This window comes from Aestuariimicrobium sp. Y1814, from assembly GCF_050113895.1.
Taxonomy (GTDB): domain Bacteria; phylum Actinomycetota; class Actinomycetes; order Propionibacteriales; family Propionibacteriaceae; genus Aestuariimicrobium.
In genome coordinates this window covers 305,019-321,068 of the sequence record NZ_JBNJRW010000003.1, presented here as the reverse complement: position 1 = coordinate 321,068, position 16,050 = coordinate 305,019, and the positions used below count along the sequence as shown (strand labels likewise).

Genomic DNA, 16,050 nt, shown 5'->3' with positions numbered 1-16,050 from the left:
TCGCTCCCGGCTTGGGGGGAGGCCCGGCCTCTCGGGCCTCCCCGGTCCCGGGTCGCGGCTGGCGCGGCCGCGGTCTCCGGGTGATGGTGGGGCCTCAGCCCACGTGGGTGATCTGCGCCCCTGGGTAGGCGGGGGCAGAGACGATGGAGACCTCGAGCAGTCGGACGTTGGCCCGCCGGGTGATCCAGATGGTGTCGTTGTCGTCGAAGGTCACGTCCTGGTCCTCGAGGGGGCTTTGGAAGCCGACCGACAGGCCGGTGGCGTAGCCTTCCTCGACCTTGCGGTACGCGTCGGCGGCCGCGGGGTCCTTGTGGTCGATGCGCCAGCTGCCCTGGAGGCCGGTGGTGGCACGGGTGGCGGCGTGGGCCCAGCCGGTGGAGATCCCAATCGGGAGCGCCTGGTAGTCGTGGGCGACGAGCAGGGGTAGCGGGGTCTGGGCGCGGATCAGGTCGGTGAAGGCGCTGGGCAGGAAGCGTTCCATGACTCCGGGGGCCACCTGGCTCCATTCGTCGTAGGGCACGGCGATGCCGGTCATGGTGCTGGTCTTGGTGTCGGTGGCGGTGCGCAGGGTGGCGGTGAAGCCGCGGTGCTGGGTGCCGGTGGTGTAGCGGCGGTGTTGTGCGCCGGTGTTGACCAGGTCGGCGTAGCGCGGCTCACTGGGGCTGAGGGGCCGATCGCCGCGGGGGTTGATCGGGTAGAAGTCGCGATAGCGGGTCATGGTAGGGGTTCCTCGGGGTCGATCGGGACGAAGATTTCACGTGACGGGATCCAGACTTGGCCCGTGGGGCCGATGAATGCGGTGGTGATGAGGACGCGGCCGGTCGGGCAGGTCGGGTCGTCGTACACCTCCGCTTCGGGTGAGGCCGTCGCGGGGTAGCAGCGGGTGACGAATGCGCGCACTCGTTCGGCGTAGTCGGGGTCGTTGAGGTAGCGGTCTGGGTCGAGCTTCCAGACCAGTACCGGGGGCGGGATCGGCTGGAGTTCTGGGGGTTCGTGGCCCGCGGTGGGGACCCGCTCGATGGCGCGAGTCATGCGCTGACCGGTCCGTGCGGCTCGGACGTGGCGACCAGGGAGCCGTAGCCGGCCAGCGTGCCGGTGACGGTGACGGTGACATGGGTGTCTTCGTCGCTGGCGGTGAGGGTGTAGGTCGGGTCGGTCGCGTCATCGATCGGGTCCCCGTCGCGGTTCCACTGGTAGGTGAACACGATGCCGGCTGCTGCTGGGGTCCAGGTGCCGGGGTCAGCGGTGAGGGTCTCCGCGACGGTGGGGGTGCCGGTGATGGTGGGGGTGTCGGCGGTGAACGGTCCGGGAGCGACGTGGACGAGCTGGACAGCGCCGGCCATGCGGAGATGTGCGCGGCCGTAGCGGTAGGCGGCGATGGTCTTCCCGAACGTCGACGGCTCGTCGACCGACATGAACTCAGTGCCGCTGGCCTCGGCCCAGACCGCACCGGTGGCCATGACCAGGGCGATGCCCCGGGTTGCGCCCCCGGTGGCCAGGATCGACGGACGGTCGGCGGGGTCGATGCCCTCGGCCGCGTAGCTGCGCACGATCTTCGGCTTGTCCTTGGGGTGGCACACGATGAGGTCCGCGCCGGCCGGCCAGATGCCGGCGCCTTCCTCGGCTGCGGCGAAAGTGGCTGCGGTCGGGGCGTCGGTGGCGAGGTCGGCCAGCAGTTGGCGTTCCAGGCCGATCGAGGCGACGGTGGCCATCGCTGCTTCGGCGTCGAATGCCGTGGCGGTGTTGTCGAACTGCTGGCTCGAGGCGGACAGCAGGATGCTCGAGGTGTGCCAGGGCTGGCGCGTGCCGGTGACGGTCAACCGTTCGGCGTGGTGCTCGTCTCCCATCGGGGCATCGATGACCGCTTCGGGAAGCTCCCAGGCGTCGGGCACCATCTGGGCCACTCCGAGCTCCTCGGTCTTCGGGGTGGCGTAGGTGTCGAGGAAGGGGGTCGCGACGGGGTACGGGCTGAGCCGTACGGGGCCCGCGGTGGCATCGGTGAACGGGTCCAGGTTGGGCCAGGCTCGCAGCTGCACGGCCAGGCTGCGGTGCTGGGCGTCCTGGTCGAGGCGTTCGCGGGCTGCGAGGGGGTCCCCGTCGCCAATGATCGGGTTGTTGCAGGTGACCAGGTCCGCGATGCGGCTGTGCTGGCGGGACGCGTAGGGGGCCAGGGTGGGCAGGATCGCTCGGATGTCGTGGGCGGCTTCGGCGGCCTTCCCGGCTCGGCTGACTCGTTCGGCTCGGCCGAGTCCGGGTGCGGTGACGGTCGCGGCGAGGTCGGGCAGGGAACTGGCGAGGTCGTCCGCGGTGCGGGTGTCGATGACGATGCGGTTGCTCATCGGGGGTTCCTTCGGGTCGGTGGTGGTGTGGTGGCTGCGACCAGGTAGGCGCGGCCGGGGCGTGTGGTGGGGATTCGTCCGGTCTTGGCCCAAAGTCGCGCTGTCCTGGGTTCGATGTAGTTCTTGCTTGCCCATTCAGACAACGTGACGAGACTCGGTTCGGGCAACAATTGACCCGAAAGTGTTCCGCTAGCGGCAATTGCGCGGTTGAGTAGCTGCTCCAGGTTGCGGATTGGGAGCGATGGGAACGGGGTGCTCCCGGCCGGTAGGTGTTTCTCGGCCTGGAGCTTTTCCCCGAGTCCGACGCCGATCACGTCGGCCAGGAGCTCGAGGGGTACTTCGAGGCCGGCGACGCGCAGCACGGGGCCGGTCATCGTTTTGCCTGCGCTTTCCAGGCGTCGCGGGTGAGGAATGGGTGTCCGTCGCGTCGGCTCATGGTCTGGTGTCGGTTCCCGTGTTCCTCCCCGTGGCAGTAGACGCATTGCGGGCCCCGGACAGGGGCGGGGCCCGCGGTTGGGGTGGCCTTCGGTGATTCTCGCCAGTGTTCCCCGGGGGATGGGATGAAGGCCGGCGTCCGCTGGTCGGTGCGTTCCGTGGCGTGGATCGCGGCCATGGCCACGTCTGCCAGCGGTTTGTGTTCGAGCTTGCGCAGCGCGGCCAGGATCCCTGGTTGGCCCCAGTCGGGGCGGATCGAGGCGACGATGAAGGCGAGGGCTCGGTTCTGCTGCTCGCGGCTCTCGGTGGTGTTCTCGGGGGTCTCGTTCATCGTCGGCCCCCATGGCATGGCATCCGTCGCCATGGCGCGCGACAGCTAAGTGACGATGCCATGCATGACGCAACCAGCAGCCCAGTAGAGAGACCCAGGTTTGGGCAGTGAAGTGAGGTCACGCTTCTTGCTCCTTGCCCTTGTTCCTGTTGCTCCTCTTATGAGACCCGCCACTGGTGGCACACGTGAGTGTCCGATCTGGCACACGTTCGTGTGCCACCAGTGGCACACGTTCACCCTCGGAACGTGTGCCATGGGTGGCATACGTGAGGGTGGTGATTTCCCATTCGGCCGGTCGACCAGGTGACGCGCCCCTGACTCTTCGGATGGCGCCCTTCTCGACCAGGCCAGCCAGTGCACGCTGACAGCTCCGCTGGGGCAGGCCGGTCGACTCAATCAGCGCTGTGGTGCCGGCGTAGTAGCGGGCTGGGGTGGTGTCCCTCTTCGAGCCAGGATCGATCGCCACAGCACTCATGGCGATCAGCACCAGTCGTTCGGGTGCGATCAGGGTCTGGGGCCACGGCTCCCTGAGGGCGAGCTTGACTAGCTGGATGCCCATCATCGCCTGCCCCTCACGGGGTCGACGCGCTGACCAGCTCCCCAGTTCTGTCGGGTCGGTCGCATACACTTGGCGCTGAGCGACACCGTCGCTCCCGGGAAACAAGGCTCGTAGGCCTGTCCTGAATGCCGCTCCGTCCACCCCGGAGCGGCATTCACCTTTCCCGGGGCATTCATGACTTCGCCCGCTTCTCCCTGCGAGCCTTGGACGCCGCCAGGGTCATCCGCAACATGTGGGCCTTCATCAGCTGGTCGACTCGGTAATCAAGTTCGGCCTGCGGGAGTTTCCCCTCGGGGTCGGCTTCTCGCTCGAACTTTCGGCGCAGGCCCTGGCGAGCGGGTTTGGTTGCCTGGGCGCGGTCGGGTTCCTTTGCCCACCGCGTCGAGGCTGCAATCTGGGCGCGCATCACGCGCTCTGAGGCTGGCATTTCGGCCATGACAGGATCTCCATTGCTGGAGAGCGACCCCGCGTAGGGGGTCACTCGACTGTCATGGCCGGCTGTCCAGGGTTTGGCTCACCTACGTTTTGTCGCTGATCGGTCCCCCGCACCACCCCTCGGGGTGGCCGGGACTTCAGCGGGTTGTGCAACCTCCGGCCGCTCTGGGCCTTCGGGGATTTCCCTCGCAGTTGTCCGCCCCCGGGAAGGGGTCGAACCGTGTCCCACCCTCGGACTCCGGCGTCACCCGGATTCCGGCACATGTTCCGTCTCTCGTTCCGGGGCCGTCGTGGCGGCTTCCCGAGTGGTACGCCACGAGAAAGGGCGACTGTGCAGTGCATGGCCGGAGTCACGAGCTCCGGGGTCGACCTGGGAGTCGAGCCACGCTGGGTTCCCCTATGCTAGGCGACCCGATATCGGATTCAAGGCCGCGACGCGCCGGTCAGAATCGATCCCCTGGGGCCATCCGCCTGTGAGCCTCACGAGCTCGTTCGTCCGCGGCGCTGGCAGCGTAGCGGCCCACCATCTCACGGGTCCGCCACCCGGCAAGGCGCATGAGGTCGTTCTCCTGCCCTCCGTCCGCCAGCCACAGATGAGCGAACGTGTGCCTGAATCGGTGCGGGTGCACGTTCGGCACACCAGCATCCTTGGCGCGACGTTCAAGCATCTGCCGGACTCCCGAGTCGGTCATCTGCCCCTTGACCCCCAGCCAGAGGGCCGGGAGCGCGTGGAAGGTGTGGGTGCGCCGGGCCCGGACGTAGCGGCGCAGGGCCTCGGCCGTCTTCACACCGAAGGGGCAGGCGCGGCCGCGGCCCCCCTTGCCCATCACGTTCGCCACCATCGTCTCGAGGTCCAGGTCCTCGACGTCGAGCCCGGTCAGTTCCCCAGCCCGCATCCCTGTGTCGATGAACAGGCGGATGATGGCCTGGTCTCGGCGGGCCTCGAACGTGTTGCCCTTGCATGTCGCCAGTAGCGCGGTCACGTCGCCCTCGGCCAGGACTGCCACCGGCTGCTCAGGAACCGAGGGCGCGGTCATCCGCTCCATGGGTGAGCGCGAGATCTCCCCATCGTCCACCAGCCATCGGAACAACTGCTGGAGGGACCGGTAGTGCTTGGCCGTGGTCGCGGGAGAGACCCTGTCCCGGAGGTCTGCCAAGTAGTGCTCGATGTGCTCGCGCGCGACGCTGGATGCCCCGGTGGGCATGCCCTGGGCGGTCAAGTACTCCACGAACGTCGTCCCGACCCGCAGGTAGGAGTCGATCGTCCCCTTGCTGCGACCCTTCGCCCGCAGGTGCACGCGCCAGTCCTCAAGCAGGCCGGCCAGAGCGTCGAGGTCGACCTCCTGGGTGGCTGGCGGGGTCGTTTTGGTGTCGTTCTGGGTGCTCACGAATCCGAGGATACCCGGCTGTGTTACCTTTGTGCGGGATCCAGTACCAGTGTTTGGCCTAGTGGTGGGGCGTGCGGGGCTCGAACCCGCGACCCAGGGATTATGAGTCCCCTGCTCTGACCGGCTGAGCTAACGCCCCGAGCATGAAATGCCTTGTCACAACACAGTTGTCGGCAGACGTCACGCGCAGGAACATTACCGCGTCGGCTGACCGGTTGGCTACTGCACACCCCGCCCCGCGGGGAGAGCGCGCCCCCCACCGCGGGCCCCGCCGCCCTGCAGCGGACGCCAGAAAACTCCCGACCATCCGGGAATATCCTGCCGGTGGCCGTGTTTGGCCACAGGTAGCGGCCGAGCCCCGCCCGACCCGCACCACCGTTTGCACCAACGATGCTGCCCCGGCGGCACCCCACAGGAAGCGAGCCCATGTCCGACATCACCACCGCCGCCCGCGACGCTGCCTTCGCAGCCTTCACCGGCGGCTTCCGCCTGGTCGACCTGACCGACGTCCTCGGCCCCGACACCGTGCTGTGGCCCGGGGCCCCCGCCCTCGAAGCCACCGACATCATCACCCACGGCCCCGGCGCATACCACGCCCGCGTGTTCACCACCTTCGAGCATGCCGGCACCCACTTCGACGCACCTGAGCACTTCGTCCCCGGTGGCGTTGACGCGGCCGGCGTGCCGCTCGACGACCTGGTCGTGCCGGTGGTCGTGATCGACATCACCGAGCAGGCCGCCGCCACCCCGAACTACACCCTCCAGGTGGCCGACGTGGAGGCCTTCGAGGCCGCCAACGGCACCATCGCCGCCGGCAGCGCCGTCGTGCTGAACACCGGCTGGGCCCACAAGAAGGACTCGGTGGAGAACTACGCCGGCAGCGCTGACCCCGACCAGCTGAAGTTCCCGGCCTTCGGTGTGGAAGCCGCCCAGGTGCTGGTCGAGCGTGGCGTCGTGGGCCTGGGTGTCGACACCCTGGGCATCGACCCCGGCAACGAGCCCACCCACCCGGTGCACCGCAACGTCACCCACATCAACGGCCTGTGGCACCTGGAGAACCTCATCAACGTCGACCAGCTGCCGCCGACCGGCGCCGTGATCGTCGTGGGTGTGCCCCGCATCGCCGGCGGCACCGGCTTCCCCAGCCGCGTGTTCGCCTTCGTACCGAAGAACTGAGGCGCGCATGGGAACCGAGCAGTACTCCCCCATGCTGCCGCTGATCAGCGATGAGGACGCCTCACCCGAGGTGAAGGCCGTCTTCGACGACATCCGCGAGACCCGCAACACCGACTTCATCAACAACTTCTGGCGGGTCCTGGCCAACGACCCCGACAACCTCGCCCGCACCTGGGACGAGCTGAAGAACCTGATGGGGCCGGGCACCTCGCTCGACCCAATGGTCAAGGAGCTGATCTACGTCGCGGTGTCGACGGTCAACAACTGCACCTACTGCGTGCGCTCGCACACCGCGGCCGCCCGCCAGAAGGGCGCCTCGGACGAGCAGTTGGCCGAACTGCAGTCCATCGTGGCGGCAGCCAACAAGACCAACCGGCTCGCGATCGGCCTGCAGGTGCCGGTCGACGAGGCCTTCCAGTAGGTCCGGCCACCAGGCACCACAACACGTACGACCACAGGGACGACTCGGGACTGGGGCTGCTCAGCTCCCCGCTCCCGGGTCGACCTCTGCCAGCCCCTGGGCCGTGCCGTCGTCGGGCACCAGTCGCAACTGCGGACGAGGACGCGGCGCGCCGTGGGTCATCGCCCGGTCCCCGGTGAGCTTGTCGGCCAGGTCGACCACCTCGGCGGTGTGCTGGTTGATCAGCACCCGGTCGCCGACCGTCGGCCGGTACGACGGCAGGGTCGCCGCAGCCCCCGGCCCGGCGAGGTCCGGGTAGGGGGTCCCACCGGCACCGGGGGCCCGGTAGCCCTGCTGGAACTGGTCGAGCCAGCCGGTCAGCCCGGCGGTGGCGGTCCGGAACCGGATCCAGCGGTGGTTGTCCCAGCCGGCTGCCGGCACCACCCCGGGCTGGTCACCGGCGAACGCCGCCACCAGCTTGGCCGCGGCGTCCTTGCCCCGCAGCGACAGGTTGGTCACCACCTCGGGCGCCATGTTGAGGTTCATGCCACCCTCGGCGTCGTCGTGGTGCACGGTGACGATGCGGTCGCGGTAGCCGGCCATCACCAGCTGTTCTCCGTCGACCCAGCTGCGGGTGGTGGCGAACATCAGCAGGAAGAAGTCCACCCACGACCCCGCACCACCGGTGGGCAAGCCGAACCAGGGCCGGGTCATGGCGCTGGCATTGCGGTCGGGCAGGAAACTGTTGCGCGCCTCGTCCGGGCTCTTGGGGTATCCCGGCGGGAAGGCCGCCAGGTTGAAGGCGAACGTCGGGTGCTTCGGCAGCGGCGTGTCGAAGAAGTGCACCGGCAGGTTCGAACACAGCCCACCATCGGTGAACCACACGTCGCTGAACTCGGGCGGCTCCAGGTCGGCCAGGGCCTGTTCGAGGGTGCCGCCGGGGTGCGCCGCCCGCCAGGCCGGGACGGCATCGCGGGCTCGGCGGTTGACCGGCAACACCCAGTCGATCGCCTGCAACCGCACCGCCTGGATCAATACCGGGAAGCTCAGCGACATCCGGGTGGCGACCACCACCGGCAGGTGCTCGGCCGGCGGCCACGGGCGCAGGTGCCCGGCCTGGGCACGCAGCAGTTCCGCGTCAAACCTCGCCGCAGCACTGGTGGGCAGCGCCGGCGGGTGGTCGACCATCCAGGTGACCACCGTCTCGGGGAACAGTTCAGCCATCGCGACCGGGTCGAAGAAGAACTCCTCGGTGCGCCACGGCATCGTCATGGGTTGGTGCCGGGTGAGGTTGGTGGTCATCATCTGCAGGGTGATGTCGTGCTCGGCGAGGTCACCGAAGGTGACCGGCCGGTCGCTGGGGCGCCCGGCCAGCGACTGGATCTTGGCGTCCAACCACGGGGTCAGCGCCGCCGCGTCGCCGGAATCGACCCCGGGCATGCCGGTGCACAGGCCGAACTCCTCGCCGGCGACCCGGCCGGCGGTGCGGGAAATGCCCAGCAACACCGAGGCGACCAGCCCGAACAGGGCCAGCAGCACCCCGGCGACCACGCAGGTGACCAGGGCCGCGGTGACCCAGGGCGGCGAGCCGGACCCGGCCTCACCCAGCCTGACCATGGCCACCACCCCGGTCAGGACGACGCCCACCCCGACCAGGGCCCCCACCAGTGCGCGCAGCCAGTAGCCGCGCAGCAGGGTGGTGACCGCGGCCAGCGCCGCCCCGGCGCCGGACTTCCCGTCCACGGCGTGCAGCACCCGGAACAGTGGTGCCGCGGCGCGGGTCGGTTGGAAGAAGGTGGCCAGGGTGGAACGACCGTCGGGGCCGGGGGCGGTGAGGTCCTGCGGCATCCGGTCGAGCTCGGCGAACCCGCCGGCACCGGCACGCGGGTCCTGGCGGGCCAGTTCGGCGGCCGCAGCCGCGGCGGCGGCGATGGCACCTGCCGAGGCCCCGCCCACCTGCCGCAGCCGGTAGGTGTGGGCCAGTTCGGCGATGGCCCTGGGGTAGATCACACCGCTGGTGATGCCTCCCTTCATGACGATGTCGCAGTCGAGGGGTGGGGTGGCTGGGGTGTTCATGGCGGGCTCCTAGTCTCCGAAGAGGCGGCGGTAATAGGCCGTGACGACCTGGCGGCACATCGCGGCGTACTTGTCGTGGTCACCGAGGTACTTCTTCACCTCGGCGAGGTTGCGTTCGTACTGGGTGACCAGGCGCGGGTCGTCGGGGTGGGCGGCGATGTTCTCGACAGCTTCCCGCACCCCTTCCAGCGCGCCGAGCAGGTACTGCAGGTGGGCCCTGCGGTTCTCGACCAGGCCGCGGCGCTGCAGGGCGCAGACCTCGATGGTGGCCTGTCCCTTCGGGCTCGGCCTGCCACGGCTGGACGGGGTGGGCACCACCCAGCCGTCGTCGATGGTGCCGGTGTCCCAGGTGAAGGTGAGGTGCTTCTCGGGGTGGTCGAGGTAGGGGTGCAGCACCAGCCGTTGCTCGTCGCGTTCCTGGCCCGGTTGGGCGGCGCGACCGGTCTCGCCCTTCGCCAGTGGGAACGCGTTCGCCTTGCCGGCGGTCCTGGTGCCGGTGGGCAACTCCTGCCGGCGGGGGCTGTTGCAGTCGGTGCAACTGGGCAGCAGGTTCGTCCATTCACTGGCCAGCCAGTAGTAGCCGGGTGGGGTGAGCGTGCCGTCGATGGTGACCCCGCCCTTGGGCCGGTAGTGCTCGATGGCGACCGGCTGGGTCGCCCCGTAGCTCGACTCGCAGTAGGCGCACTTGCGACCGAAGGCGAGCTCCAGCGCAGCCCGCACGTCGGGGTTCTTGTAGGCGGTGTACTTGTCGTACTTGCCGGTGCCGTCCCAGGTGGCGTAGAAGTCCAGCGCCGCCTTGCGTTCGGCCAGGGTGCGCTCCGACGACAGGCTCGCCGGGGCTTTGGGGGTGGCGACGCGGATCATGGTCCCACTCCCGGCAGGTGTTGGGCCCACAGCTTCTTCAGGTCGGCGGTGACCTGCTCGGGGGCCCGCACGGCGGCATCCCCGCGCTGGCGACGTTCGGCGATGTACTCCGCAGCGGCGTTCAGGGTGAGCCGCTCACGTTCGGTGGCGCCGAGCTGGTCGAGTTCATCGAGCCGGGCGCGGACCCGGTCGAGTTCCTGCTGCTGGGCCCCGGTGCGGGTGGCCAGCGGCTGCAGCGCGTAGTAGCTCTCCCACAGGTCGGCCACCTCGGGGTCGTCGGTGCTGCCCAGCCCGAAGTGCTCGGAGGTGAGCAGCTGGTCGATGCGCATTCCGGTCACCGGGGGCAGGTCGGTGATGGCGACCACCTCACCCTCGCTGTTGCGGCGCACCACGACCACCTCGCCGTCGAGCACCCCGCGCAGGCACAGCGGCTCATGGGTGGTGACCACGAACTGCACCCGCGGCATCAGGCGCCGGATCGCGCCGACCACGCGCATCCGCCAGCGGGGGTGCAGGTGCGCCCCGACCTCGTCGATCAGGACGATCCCCTCGGCCAGCGCGGGGTGCGACCAGGAACCCAGCACGGTCCGCAGGATGTCGCAGCTCATCACCACCATCGACTGGTAGCCGTCGGACAGGGCCTGCAGGGGTGACTCGTCCGACCCCTGCCGCAGGACGACCCGGTCGCGCCGGCGCACCAGTTCGGTTTCGGGGCCCAGCGCCAGCAGGTCGGCGATGCCCTCACTGACCAGGTCGAAGGTGTCCTGGTCGAGCCCGGCCAGCCAGGACGTGGGGTCGGTCAGCGCCAGCAGCGGGTTGAACAGGTTGTCGACCCGGACGAGCCGGTCGTCGCCGGCCGGGCTGCCGTAGCGGGGCAGCAGTCGGGTCGCGCCGTAGCCGAGCAGCAAGGTCGGGATCTGCTGGGGCCCACTGAAGTGGGCATCACCGCGTTTCCAGGACAGTTCCAGCGGCTCGTCCAGCCCGGACAGGTGGACCCGGACCAGTCCCTTCTGGGCGCGTCGGCGCAGGTACTGGCGGGCGTCGATCTCGAGGTCCCCCCGCTGCCGGCCGCCCATCAGGGTCAGCGCGATGGCGTGCAGCACCGAGCTCTTGCCCGACCCGTTCTCGCCGAGCAGCACCGTCCAGGGGCCCTGGTCGCTGGTGGATCGGGTCAGGTCCAGGTCGAGGTCACGGATGGGCCGGAAGTTGGTGATCTCGACCCGCTCGATCCAGCGTGCTGCCGAGAAGTACTCCGGCAGTCCCGGTTCGGCGCCGGTGGTGGTGGGCGGCAGCGTGGGCCCGACGAGCTGCATCGCAGCCTGCGACACCCGGCCACCGAGGTCAGTGGGCAGGGCAGGCCAGGCAGGCCGGAAAGGACCGGCGGCAGCATCGGCGTCGGCGGCGAGCTGGCGGCGCAGGCTCTCAAAACCTGCGGTGGGGTCGTCGCGGTCAGGGTGCCACTGCTGGCGGAGCAGCAGGCGGGCCGTGACCAGGGCGTCGCGGTTCAACGACAGCAGGTCGATGGTGGTCTGGCCGCGCCGCGACAGCGCGCTGAGCCGGCCGTCGGGTTCATGGCGCAGGTGCTGGTCGGCGTCCTCGAGGCCGGGGTCGAGCAGCAGGGGTTCCTCCCCGCCGAGGCCCTCCCCCACCCCAGCACGCGGGCCCTCCACCGGGAACCGGCTGCCGCGGGTGCGCACGCAGTCGGCGCAGGCCGGGTACAGGTTCTGCCACTCGTAGGTGCACCACCAGTAGGCGGGGGCATCCACGCTGCCGTCGGCCCCGACGGCACCCCAGGTGGGTCGGTGGTGGGCGACCACCGCGGCATCCGAGCCCTGGGCCGGCAAGGGGCGCTCACAGTAGGCGCAGCAGCCGAAGGTCATCTCCAGCAGGGCGGCGATCACGTCCGGGTGGTGCAGCACGGGGTCGAGGTCGACCCCCCGGGAACGCTTGTGGCGCCACGCAGCGGCCAGGTCGTCGTAGAGCCGGTCGCGGGCCTGGTTGAGGACGGTCGGCTCGGTTGGTCGTTCCCACATGGTCACCACCCCAAACGGACGGGAATGCCGTAAGCCCCAGTATCGCCCCGAAACCGCGCCGCCGGAAGGTATCGAAACGATGTCAGGCGGGACTATGCTGCCGCTGTGGCACCGCTGCCGCACCCGCCGACCGGGTCAGCGGGGCCCGGGGAGGCAGTCATGTCCACCACAGTTCCCACGGCTTGGCGTCGCCGGGTCGCGGCCCTGGCCACCAGCCTCGCCCTGGTCGCCACCCTGCTCGTGCAGGTGGCCCCACCCGCGCGGGCCGCCTACGACGAACGCAAGGGCCCCAACAACACCAATCGGGTCACCCTCACCTATGACGACTGCCCCACCTCGTTGAGCGCGTTCCGTGCGGTGGTGCTGGCGGCCGAGCAGCTGGACATCGGCCTGGCGCTGCTGCCGACCGGCAACTGCATCAGCGCCGGCCGATTCGATGCCGCCTTCGCGCGGGCCCACGGCCACTACGTGTTCAACCACTCCATCAACCACCCCGACCTGACCACCCTGAGCTTCGCCGGTGTGCAGCGTGAGCTGGGCTCACCTGGGGTGGTCACCAGCTTCGGTCGTCCGCCCTATGGTGCGATCAACTCGACGGTGCGTTCGGCCTACGCCTCGGTCGGGATGCAGCCGTGGCTGTGGAACGTCGACACCAACGACTGGCAGGGCAAGTCGCAGTCTCAGGTGGTCAGCTACGTGGTCAACAACACCCGGGCCGGCAACTCAGTGCTGATGCACATGCAGTGGAACGGTTTCTCGGCCTCGGCGCTCAGCCAGATGAAGGCCGGGCTGAATGCGCGCGGCATCGGGGTGTGCCGCAACTTCCCGGGCACCACCCCGGTGCGCCCGGCGACCATGGACTGTGATGCCGGCGGCAGCACCCAGCCCCCGCCGCCACCGCCTCCCCCGGCCCCGGTGTTCGGGGACGAAAACGGTGACCAGCGCGCTGACGTACTGGCGGTCGGTGCCACTGGGTCACTGCTGCTGTACCACACCAATGCGAACCTGACGCTGGGCCCGGCGCGGGTCACCGGCCAGGGGTGGACCCAGATGAACTGGATGAGCCGGGTGCCCGATGTCACCGGCGACGGCCTGCACGACCTGCTGGCGCGGCGCAGTGACGGCAACCTGTTCTTCTACCCCGGGCGCGGCGGTGGCCACTTCGGTGCCGCCGTCCAGGTCGGCAACGGCTGGGGAAGTTTCTCCAAGCTGGTGGTGATGCCGGACGTCACCGGTGACGGTCGCCCGGAGCTGTTCGCCGTCGATTCGGCCGACCGGCTGCAGTCCTACCGGATCACCGCCACCGGCCTGTCCCACCAGGGCCAGCTGGGCACCGGCTGGGGCGACAACATCCGCTTCCTGACCACGGTGGGCAACTCCTCGGGCGGCACCAATGCCGACCTGCTGGCGGTGGCGTCCAATGGTGACCTGCTCAGCTACACCACCGGGGCGGGCGGGGTGATCGTGGGCGTCAACAAGGTCGGACGAGGCTGGACCACCTTCGATGCAGCCTTCTCGCCCGGTGACCTGAACAATGACGGTCGTCGAGACCTGGTCGGGCGCCGCGCCGACGGGCGGCTGTTCGCCTACCGCCACCTGGGTGGGGGCCAGTTCAGCGCCGCCACCCAGATGGGCACCGGCTGGTCGGCGATCCGGATGTTCGCCTAGCGGAAACTACGGCCGACGGGCCTCGATGGCCTCGGCCACGGCGTCCAGCCAGGCGGCCACCCCCGCGGGCCCGTCGCACAGCACGTCGGCGCTCTCGGCCACCACGGGCTGCTCCCCGTCGGAGGCCGAGGCCACCGCAGCCACCCTCATGCCCCGGCCCTCGAGTTCGTGGAGCCGGTCGAAGGCGGTCACGTCGGCCAGGTCGTCGCCGATCATGACGGCGACCCGGCTGCCGTGCAGGTCGAGCACCGCGTCGAGCGCCTGGGCCTTGGTGCCGGGGGTGGCGCGCAGTTCCCACACCAGCCGACCCGGTTCGAGGTGAAGGCCCAGGTCGGCGGCCAGCGCCACGACCGGTTCCCGGAGTCGTTCCAGGGTGGCGTCCGGGGTGGCGGTGCGGCGGGTGTGCACGCCCAGCGCCCGGCCCTTGTCCTCCAGGCCGATGCCCTCGACGTCGACCCCGTCGGCGGCCCACTGCTCCAGCAGGGCTGCCATGGCCTCACGGGCCTGGGCGACCTGCGGCGGCAGCGGGGGTTCGGTGATGGTGTCGGTGCTTGCGTCCCAGGTCTCGACCCCGTACTGGGACTTGACCAGCAGCCGTTCGAGGCCGGGGGTGTTGTCGAGTCGTCCGAGCCGGCGCACCGAGGCGAGGCCGCGTCCGGTGATGATGGCCGGCTGCCCGACCAGGGCGGCGACGCGGGCGAAGGCCCGGTGCGCCTCGGGGTGGATGTGGGCGGCCTCGGGGTCGTCCACGATCGGCGACAGGGTGCCGTCGAAATCGCTGGCCAGCAGCGTGCCCGAGGGGTCGTCCGCAATGGCCTCGATGATCGTCTCGCCGCGTTCGGTGATGGGCCGGAAGGGGGAGTTGTTCATGGCTTCACCCTATGCGGCAGTGGGCCCTCGCTAGGGTGGAGGTGGCGAAAGGAGTCCCCCATGCCCGCACCCACACCCTCGACAGCGACGTTCCTGGTGGTGGCCAACAGGCTTCCGGTCGACCGCAGCATCGACGAGGCCGGCAATGTGTCCTGGCGTACCTCCCCCGGTGGTCTGGTGACCGCGCTGGAGCCGGTGATGCGCAAGCACGGTGGTGCGTGGGTGGGGTGGCACGGGGCACCCGACGAGGTGGTGGAGACCTTCGAGCATGATGGGTTCACGATCGTCCCGGTGCCGCTGTCGACCGATGAGGTCGAGGAGTACTACGAGGGGTTCAGCAACGCGACCCTGTGGCCGCTGTACCACGACTCGGTGGCCTTCCCCGAGTTCCACCGGGAATGGTGGGATGCCTACCAGTCGGTGAACCGGCGCTTCGCCGAGAAGGCTGCCGAGATCGCCGACGAGGGTGCCACGGTGTGGGTGCAGGACTACCAGTTGCAGCTGGTGCCGCAGATGCTGCGGGAGCTTCGTCCGGACCTGAACATCGGCTTCTTCCTGCACATCCCGTTCCCGCCCATCGAGCTGTACCTGCAGTTGCCATGGCGCCGCCAGATCCTGGAAGGACTGTTGGGTGCCGACCTGGTCGGCTTCCAGACCGTCGGCGGGTCGCGCAACTTCCTGCAGCTGGTCAAGACGCACACCCCGCTGAAGGTGAACCGTGATGCCGTCGAGATGCCGGACGGTCGCCAGTCGGTCTCGCGGGCCTTCCCGATCTCGATCGATACCCAGGGCTTCCGTGACCTGGCCAATTCCCCCGAGGTCATCGCGATGGCCGAGGAACTGCTGGACGACCTGGGCCACCCCGAGACGATCTTCCTGGGGGTCGACCGGCTCGACTACACCAAGGGACTGCGCCAGAAAGTGCGGGCGTTCGGGGAGCTGTTCGACTCCGGTGAGCTCGACCCGTCGAAGTCGGTGTTCATCCAGGTGGCCACCCCCTCACGGGAGCGGGTCGAGGAGTACGTGAGGCTGCGCAATGACATCGACCTGCTGGTGGGCCGGATCAACTCGCACACCGAGTCGCTGGGGCGGGCGCCGATCGTGTACCGGCATGCCTCCTTCGGGCGTGACACGCTCGCGGCGATGTACCGGATCGCCGACGTGATGGTGGTCACCCCCCTGCGTGACGGGATGAACCTTGTCGCCAAGGAGTACATCGCCTGCCATGCCTCCGACGACGGGGCGCTGGTGCTCAGTGAGTTCGCCGGCGCCGCCCGGGAGTTGAAGCAGGCCTACATGGTCAACCCCTACGACCTGAACGGGTTGAAGAGCACGCTGGTGAAGGCTGGTTCCGATGACCCGGCTGAGAAGCGGCGGCGGTTGCGAGCCCTGCGCAAGCAGGTGAACACGCACACGATTGATGCCTGGGCCGACAACTTCCTGACCGCCCTGACAGCAAACAGGGCCCTGTAAGAG

Annotated in this window: 15 protein-coding genes and 1 tRNA gene; 4 read left to right on the top strand and 12 right to left on the bottom strand. The window is 69.5% G+C overall.

The window, feature by feature from the left end; translation table 11 throughout:
- Positions 1 to 94 precede the first annotated feature (94 nt).
- From ACQE3C_RS05695 to ACQE3C_RS05660, 8 genes are all read right to left on the bottom strand, one after another.
- Positions 95 to 718 (bottom strand): HK97 family phage prohead protease, encoded by a 624-nt coding sequence (locus tag ACQE3C_RS05695; RefSeq protein WP_434538205.1) that lies wholly within the window; start codon positions 716 to 718, stop codon positions 95 to 97.
- Complete coding sequence (locus ACQE3C_RS05690) at positions 715 to 1,032, bottom strand: hypothetical protein (RefSeq protein WP_434538204.1); 318 nt, start codon at positions 1,030 to 1,032, stop codon at positions 715 to 717. Before ACQE3C_RS05690 ends, ACQE3C_RS05695 begins: the two co-directional genes overlap by 4 nt.
- Positions 1,029 to 2,339, bottom strand: coding sequence for a hypothetical protein (locus ACQE3C_RS05685; RefSeq protein WP_434538203.1), 1,311 nt, complete (start codon positions 2,337 to 2,339; stop codon positions 1,029 to 1,031). The genes ACQE3C_RS05690 and ACQE3C_RS05685 overlap by 4 nt, the downstream gene beginning before the upstream one ends.
- A 370-nt stretch (positions 2,340 to 2,709) precedes the next feature.
- The gene (locus ACQE3C_RS05680) at positions 2,710 to 3,105 is read right to left on the bottom strand and encodes a hypothetical protein (RefSeq protein ID WP_434538202.1); all 396 of its coding nucleotides are present in this window, start codon (positions 3,103 to 3,105) and stop codon (positions 2,710 to 2,712) included.
- A gap of 118 nt (positions 3,106 to 3,223) precedes the next feature.
- Positions 3,224 to 3,667 carry a hypothetical protein gene (locus ACQE3C_RS05675; RefSeq protein ID WP_434538201.1) on the bottom strand — a complete coding sequence of 148 codons (444 nt, stop codon included), beginning with the start codon at positions 3,665 to 3,667 and terminating at the stop codon, positions 3,224 to 3,226.
- A gap of 169 nt (positions 3,668 to 3,836) precedes the next feature.
- A complete protein-coding gene (locus tag ACQE3C_RS05670; RefSeq protein WP_434538200.1) occupies positions 3,837 to 4,100 on the bottom strand; it encodes a hypothetical protein in 264 nt (87 codons plus the stop codon).
- Positions 4,101 to 4,542: 442 nt separating this feature from the next.
- Complete coding sequence (locus ACQE3C_RS05665; RefSeq protein WP_434538199.1) at positions 4,543 to 5,487, bottom strand: tyrosine-type recombinase/integrase; 945 nt, start codon at positions 5,485 to 5,487, stop codon at positions 4,543 to 4,545.
- A gap of 62 nt (positions 5,488 to 5,549) precedes the next feature.
- Positions 5,550 to 5,626: transfer RNA gene (locus ACQE3C_RS05660), tRNA-Ile, on the bottom strand.
- 287 nt (positions 5,627 to 5,913) lie between these two features.
- Here ACQE3C_RS05660 and ACQE3C_RS05655 point away from each other — a divergent pair.
- A complete protein-coding gene (locus ACQE3C_RS05655) occupies positions 5,914 to 6,663 on the top strand; it encodes a cyclase family protein (protein ID WP_434538198.1) in 750 nt (249 codons plus the stop codon).
- A 7-nt stretch (positions 6,664 to 6,670) separates the two neighbouring features.
- Positions 6,671 to 7,084, top strand: coding sequence for a carboxymuconolactone decarboxylase family protein (locus ACQE3C_RS05650; protein WP_434538197.1), 414 nt, complete (start codon positions 6,671 to 6,673; stop codon positions 7,082 to 7,084).
- Positions 7,085 to 7,144: 60 nt separating this feature from the next.
- Here ACQE3C_RS05650 and ACQE3C_RS05645 read toward each other — a convergent pair whose 3' ends face one another.
- From ACQE3C_RS05645 to ACQE3C_RS05635, 3 genes are read right to left on the bottom strand one after another with little or no spacing between them, the layout of a single operon-like run.
- Positions 7,145 to 9,139: a hypothetical protein gene (locus tag ACQE3C_RS05645; RefSeq protein ID WP_434538196.1), complete on the bottom strand. Its 1,995-nt coding sequence runs from the start codon at positions 9,137 to 9,139 to the stop codon at positions 7,145 to 7,147.
- A gap of 9 nt (positions 9,140 to 9,148) precedes the next feature.
- Positions 9,149 to 10,003, bottom strand: a complete 855-nt coding sequence (locus tag ACQE3C_RS05640; protein WP_434538195.1) for a hypothetical protein — start codon at positions 10,001 to 10,003, stop codon at positions 9,149 to 9,151.
- On the bottom strand, positions 10,000 to 12,036 hold the full coding sequence (locus ACQE3C_RS05635) for an AAA family ATPase (RefSeq protein ID WP_434538194.1): 2,037 nt from the start codon (positions 12,034 to 12,036) through the stop codon (positions 10,000 to 10,002). Before ACQE3C_RS05635 ends, ACQE3C_RS05640 begins: the two co-directional genes overlap by 4 nt.
- Before the next feature lie 159 nt (positions 12,037 to 12,195).
- Here ACQE3C_RS05635 and ACQE3C_RS05630 point away from each other — a divergent pair, with 159 nt between their 5' ends.
- A complete protein-coding gene (locus tag ACQE3C_RS05630; RefSeq protein WP_434538193.1) occupies positions 12,196 to 13,704 on the top strand; it encodes an FG-GAP-like repeat-containing protein in 1,509 nt (502 codons plus the stop codon).
- Between the two features lie 6 nt (positions 13,705 to 13,710).
- On the opposite strand, the gene otsB is transcribed toward ACQE3C_RS05630, so the two are convergent.
- Positions 13,711 to 14,574, bottom strand: coding sequence for a trehalose-phosphatase (gene otsB / locus ACQE3C_RS05625; protein ID WP_434538192.1), 864 nt, complete (start codon positions 14,572 to 14,574; stop codon positions 13,711 to 13,713).
- A 60-nt stretch (positions 14,575 to 14,634) separates the two neighbouring features.
- Here otsB and ACQE3C_RS05620 point away from each other — a divergent pair, with 60 nt between their 5' ends.
- Positions 14,635 to 16,047 (top strand): alpha,alpha-trehalose-phosphate synthase (UDP-forming), encoded by a 1,413-nt coding sequence (locus ACQE3C_RS05620; RefSeq protein ID WP_434538191.1) that lies wholly within the window; start codon positions 14,635 to 14,637, stop codon positions 16,045 to 16,047.
- The last annotated feature ends 3 nt before the right edge of the window (positions 16,048 to 16,050 follow it).

Coding starts and splice junctions, on each gene's coding strand:
- ACQE3C_RS05695 (WP_434538205.1), bottom strand. CDS start 718: ATGACCCGCTATCGCGACTTCTACCCGATCAACCCCCGCGGCGATCGG.
- ACQE3C_RS05690 (WP_434538204.1), bottom strand. CDS start 1,032: ATGACTCGCGCCATCGAGCGGGTCCCCACCGCGGGCCACGAACCCCCA.
- ACQE3C_RS05685 (WP_434538203.1), bottom strand. CDS start 2,339: ATGAGCAACCGCATCGTCATCGACACCCGCACCGCGGACGACCTCGCC.
- ACQE3C_RS05680 (WP_434538202.1), bottom strand. CDS start 3,105: ATGAACGAGACCCCCGAGAACACCACCGAGAGCCGCGAGCAGCAGAAC.
- ACQE3C_RS05675 (WP_434538201.1), bottom strand. CDS start 3,667: ATGATGGGCATCCAGCTAGTCAAGCTCGCCCTCAGGGAGCCGTGGCCC.
- ACQE3C_RS05670 (WP_434538200.1), bottom strand. CDS start 4,100: ATGGCCGAAATGCCAGCCTCAGAGCGCGTGATGCGCGCCCAGATTGCA.
- ACQE3C_RS05655 (WP_434538198.1), top strand. CDS start 5,914: ATGTCCGACATCACCACCGCCGCCCGCGACGCTGCCTTCGCAGCCTTC.
- ACQE3C_RS05650 (WP_434538197.1), top strand. CDS start 6,671: ATGGGAACCGAGCAGTACTCCCCCATGCTGCCGCTGATCAGCGATGAG.
- ACQE3C_RS05645 (WP_434538196.1), bottom strand. CDS start 9,139: ATGAACACCCCAGCCACCCCACCCCTCGACTGCGACATCGTCATGAAG.
- ACQE3C_RS05640 (WP_434538195.1), bottom strand. CDS start 10,003: ATGATCCGCGTCGCCACCCCCAAAGCCCCGGCGAGCCTGTCGTCGGAG.
- ACQE3C_RS05635 (WP_434538194.1), bottom strand. CDS start 12,036: ATGTGGGAACGACCAACCGAGCCGACCGTCCTCAACCAGGCCCGCGAC.
- ACQE3C_RS05630 (WP_434538193.1), top strand. CDS start 12,196: ATGTCCACCACAGTTCCCACGGCTTGGCGTCGCCGGGTCGCGGCCCTG.
- otsB (WP_434538192.1), bottom strand. CDS start 14,574: ATGAACAACTCCCCCTTCCGGCCCATCACCGAACGCGGCGAGACGATC.
- ACQE3C_RS05620 (WP_434538191.1), top strand. CDS start 14,635: ATGCCCGCACCCACACCCTCGACAGCGACGTTCCTGGTGGTGGCCAAC.